2 protein-coding genes are annotated in these 2174 nt (G+C 75.7%); both read left to right on the forward strand.

Going from position 1 to position 2174, the window contains the following annotated elements; all coding sequences use genetic code 11:
* Nucleotides 1-275 precede the first annotated feature (275 nt).
* Nucleotides 276-674, forward strand: coding sequence for a putative quinol monooxygenase (locus ACFV0G_RS38665; protein WP_380558363.1), 399 nt, complete (start codon nt 276-278; stop codon nt 672-674).
* 127 nt (nt 675-801) lie between these two features.
* On the forward strand, nt 802-2174 hold a 1373-nt coding region (locus ACFV0G_RS38670; protein ID WP_380558366.1), incomplete at its 3' end, for an MFS transporter.

Raw genomic sequence — 2174 nt, forward strand, 5'->3', positions numbered from 1 at the left:
GGCGGGGTGCGGGCGCCGGCGGCGGCCCCGCCGGCCGGCTGGGCGGTGCGGCGTGGGGGGGGGGGCGGGCCGGGGGCCGCGGTGGGGGTGCGGGGGGTGGGGGCGGCCAGCCAGCCCCCCCCCCCCCCCCTTCCGCATGTCCGGGCCCGGGTGCCGAAACTGACTAGCAGTGGAGAGTGCCACTCTCTATAGTGGATAGCGTCAGGTTCCACTATCCGTTCCGTGGGCGGGCCCGGCCGTGCCGCCGCGGACCGCGACCGAGGAAGGCCCCACCCATGCCCGAACTCCGCTGGACGACCGTCGCATCGCCCCGGGCGGGCAGCCGCGCGGTGGTGATGGCCTCCCGCCTGGTCGTCCGCTCACCCGCCGACCTGCCGCGCTTCCTGCGCGCCTCGCTCGCCGCGCGCCGCCAGGCCCGCACCGCCCCGGGCGCCCTCGGACTCTCGATCGCCGTCCAGCCGCTGAGGCGCACCTTCTGGACGGTCTCCGCCTGGGAGAGCCGGGAGGCCCTGCGCGGGTACGCCGCGGCCGAGCCGCACCGCGGCATCATGGCCGCGCTCCGGCCCGCCGCCGCCGAATCGGTCTTCACCCTCTGGGAGGTCCCGGCGGAGGAATTGCCGATCCCCTGGGACGAGGCCCGGCAGCGGCTCGCCCGGGCCGCACCCCGCCCCTGAGCCGGTGGCCCCCGCGAGCCCCGCGCGGGATCCCCCTGCCGTGCCGCCGGATTCCGTCCGCCGGCGCGCCCCGTCCGCGGACGGGCCCGACCTGCCCTGCCGAAGCCGCTCCGAGAGGTCCTCCGCCATGTCCCCGAACCGCGACCGCCCCGTCCCGCTCTGGCTGTCGATCGTCGCCTGCAGCGTCCCGATGTTCATGGTGGCGCTCGACAACCTCGTGGTCTCCACCGCCCTGCACACCCTGGCCGTCGACCTGAAGGCCGACACCAGGGACCTCCAGTGGTTCGTCAACGCCTACGTCCTGAGCTTCTCCTGCCTGCTGCTGATCGGTGCCGCACTCGGCGACCGGTTCGGCTGGCGCCGGATCTTCGTCGCCGGCATCGTGGTCTTCACCCTCGCCTCCGCCGCCTGCGGCCTGGCCGGCAGCAGCGGCGAGCTGATCGCGGCCCGCACCGTCCAGGGCTTCGGCGCGGCCGCGGTCATGCCGCTCTCCCTCACCCTGCTCTCGCAGGCCGTCCCCGAGCGGATGCGCAGCCTGGCGATCGGCCTGTGGGGCGCCGTCAGCGGCCTTGCGGTGGCGCTCGGCCCGGTGGTCGGCGGCGCGGTGGTCGAGGGCCTCGCCTGGGAGTGGATCTTCTGGATCAACGTGCCGGTCGGCCTGCTCGCCGTCCCGCTGGTGCTCCGGGTGCTGCGCGAGAGCCGCGGCGAGCGGGCCGGGCTCGACCTGGGCGGGATGCTGCTGGCCGCGGCCGGACTGCTGGCCGTGGTCTGGGCCATCGTCAACGGCAGCGCCGACGGCTGGACCTCCGCCCGCATCCTCGGCGCCTTCACCGCCGGTGCCGCACTGCTGGCCGCCTTCGTCGGCTGGGAGCGCCGCGTCGAGCACCCGCTGCTGCCGCTCGGCTTCTACCGGATCCGGGCGTTCACCCTCACCAACGTGGTCTCCGCCGCGATGTACTTCGGGGTGTTCGGGTCGATCTTCTTCCTCGCCCAGTACCTCCAGATCGCCCCGGCCCGCTCCCCGCTCCAGGCCGGTGTGCTGACGCTGGCCTGGACGCTGATGCCGATGTTCATCGCCCCCGTCGCGGGAGCGCTGACCGACCGGGTCGGCGGCGGCCGGCTGATGGCCCTCGGCCTGTTCCTCCAGGCCGCCGGCCTGGCCTGGATCAACCTGGTGGCCGGCACCGACACCCCGTACGTGCGGATGGTCGGCGCGATGGTCCTGGCCGGGGCCGGGATGGGCTTCGCGATCGCGCCGGCCGCCTCCGTGGTGCTCGCCGCGGTCGGGCCGGAGCACCGCGGCAAGGCCTCCGGCGCCAACTCGACCGTCCGCGAGATCGGCGGTGCGCTCGGGATCGCCGTGCTGAGCAGCGTCTTCCTGGCGCACGGCAGCACGGCCGACCCGGCCGGCTTCGTCCGCGGACTCCACCCGGCGGTCTGGGTGGGAGTCTCGGTGGTCGTCCTCGGCGGGGTGTGCGCCCTCTTCATCCCGCACCGGCC

It is taken from the genome of Kitasatospora sp. NPDC059571, from assembly GCF_042735675.1.
Taxonomy (GTDB): Bacteria; Actinomycetota; Actinomycetes; order Streptomycetales; family Streptomycetaceae; genus Kitasatospora.